Here is a 2262-nt window from a genome sequence, read left to right as displayed (position 1 = left end):
GGAAGCTGACCGAAGGGCCGATTATTCAAAAAAAACATCGTCGCGCTGCGCAGCTTCGTCTGTGAAACCATGCAGTTTGGCCGCCTGTTCCTTGCAGGCGATGCCGCCCATATTGTGCCGCCGACCGGAGCCAAGGGCCTTAATCTCGCGGTGGCGGATGTTTTGGTTTTGGCAAAGGCTCTACGCGATTTTTACGGGCGGAGCGACTTCAGCGCACTCGAAAACTACACCAATGTTGCCTTGCGGCGCATTTGGATCGCCGAACGTTTTTCCTGGTACATGACGACAATGCTGCACCTCAGCGAGGGTGAGACCCCGTTCGAGCAGCGCATTCATCTGGCCGATCTCGATTATGTCGTCCATAGCCGGGCGGCGGCGACGGCCCTCGCGGAGAATTATGCGGGCTTGCCCATCGATGGGATTGATTGAGGGGGATCTAACCAAAACTTATAGGGACGGACGGTGATCTGACTTGAGATATTGTTCTGCATCATCACTATGAATATACGAAGCATTCGCTGTAACGCGCGCTGTTTGGGCGGTACAGCGCATGCTATGCGGACACAGAAGCCGCAAATTATCGAGTGTATGCTGCTCGAAAACATTCTTGGGAGGAAAGAACAATGTCTGATGTGCGAAAGGCCCTCGTTGGCCTTGCCTTGACCGCTGTCCTATCGTCGGGGTCCAGCCTTGCGGCGGTGATTAAGGTCGGCGTCGTCGGCCCCTTTTCGGGCCAATTTGCCCAAGGCGGCGAGAACTTCAAGCAAGCCATTGAAGTCTATCAAGCGATCCACGGGAAAACGGTGAAGGGCGATACGGTCGAGTTCATCTATAAGGATTTGCCACAGGTGAATCCGGCGCAAAGCCGGGCGCTGTCGCAAGAGCTGATCGTTAAAGACAAGGTTTCTTTTCTGGCGGGGTATTTTCTCACTCCCAATGCTTTGGCGGTAGCCCCGCTGATCGACGAAGCCAATATCCCTGCGGTTATCTTTAATGCCGCCACCTCAATCATTACCGAAAAGTCGCCGCGCTATGTGCGCACCTCCTTTACCCTGTGGCAGGTCACGGCCCCCTTGGCTGAGTATGTTGCCAAGCAAGGTGTGAAGTCGGTCATTACTGCTGTGACCGATTATGGCCCTGGGATCGATGCCGAAGCGGCGTTTAAAACCGTTTACGAAAAAGCCGGCGGCAAGATCGTCGATATGATCCGCATGCCGCTGAGCACGAATGATTTTGCGCCGTTCATGCAGCGCATCAAAGATTCGAAAGCCGAAGCGCTTTACGCTTTTTTGCCGGTGCCGATTACGACAACCTTCGTGAAAGCTTTTCAAGACAATGGTTTGAAGGAAAGCGGCATTAAGTTTTTCGGTCCGGGGGATTTGACCCAGGAGCCGGATTTGCCGTCGATGGGCGATACGGCCCTTGGGCTTCAAACGGCCTTCCACTATAGCCAAGCCAATCCTTCGGCGCTCAATCAGCAGTTTCTCGCCAAGCATCGGGAACTTTTCGGCAGTTCCGATAAGGTCACTTTCTTCTCAGTCGGCGCTTACGATGGCGTTCATGCCATTTACAAGATGATCGAAGCGGCGGGGGGAAAAGATGGTCTTAAGGCCGTCAATGCCATTAAGGGCCTGTCGTGGGAAAGCCCCCGCGGCCCCGTGACCATCGATCCGGTCTCGCGCCACGTAACCCAAAATGTGTATTTGCGCGTGACGGAAAAGAAAGACGGAAAACTGCAAAACACACAGTTTGAAACTCTGCCCAATCAGCCCGATTGGGGCTATCCCGGCGTTTTGAAATAGCCTGTAAAAACAGGGCCGAGGCTTGCGCGTGGCCCACAGGCCGCGCGTGCCTCCAGGGAGAAGCGTAATGGAAACAATCTTAGGGATCGCCGTCGACGGCGTTGCCTACGGCACGATCCTCTTTATCATTTCAGTTGGTCTGTCGGTGATGCTGGGGTTGATGCGCGTGGTGAATCTGGCGCATGGGGCCTTTGCCATGATCGCGGGCTATGTCGCTTCCTATGGAATGCAAAGCCTCGGGTTGCCCTATGGCGTTGCCCTGCTCGGCGCAATCCTGCTGACGGTGATTGTGACCTTGCCGTTAGAGCGGCTGCTCTATCGCCGCATCTACGGCGGCAATAACGAGTTGCAGCAGGTGCTTCTCACCATCGGCCTGACCTTCGTTATTATTGCGCTTGTGAACTATGGTTTCGGGCCGACCGTGAAGCGCGTTCCGCTGCCCGAAATTTTGAGCGGCTCG

General features: G+C 55.0%; 3 protein-coding genes. All 3 read left to right on the top strand.

From position 1 onward, the window contains the following. Positions 1-69 precede the first annotated feature (69 nt). The gene (locus VZ95_RS20390) at positions 70-429 is read left to right on the top strand and encodes an FAD-dependent monooxygenase (RefSeq protein WP_045777489.1); all 360 of its coding nucleotides are present in this window, start codon (positions 70-72) and stop codon (positions 427-429) included. A gap of 194 nt (positions 430-623) precedes the next feature. Continuing rightward, a complete protein-coding gene (locus tag VZ95_RS20385; protein ID WP_045777488.1) occupies positions 624-1802 on the top strand; it encodes an ABC transporter substrate-binding protein in 1179 nt (392 codons plus the stop codon). 67 nt (positions 1803-1869) lie between these two features. Beyond that, a partial coding sequence (locus VZ95_RS20380) for an ABC transporter permease subunit (protein ID WP_045777487.1) occupies positions 1870-2262 on the top strand: 393 nt, incomplete at its 3' end.

The sequence above is a fragment of the Elstera litoralis genome (assembly GCF_000963705.1).
Classification (GTDB): Bacteria; Pseudomonadota; Alphaproteobacteria; order Elsterales; family Elsteraceae; genus Elstera; species Elstera litoralis.
Note: the sequence above shows the minus strand (reverse complement) of the source record. Positions and strands in the feature narration are given on the sequence as shown.

Coding starts and splice junctions, on each gene's coding strand:
- VZ95_RS20385 (WP_045777488.1), top strand. CDS start 624: ATGTCTGATGTGCGAAAGGCCCTCGTTGGCCTTGCCTTGACCGCTGTC.
- VZ95_RS20390 (WP_045777489.1), top strand. CDS start 70: ATGCAGTTTGGCCGCCTGTTCCTTGCAGGCGATGCCGCCCATATTGTG.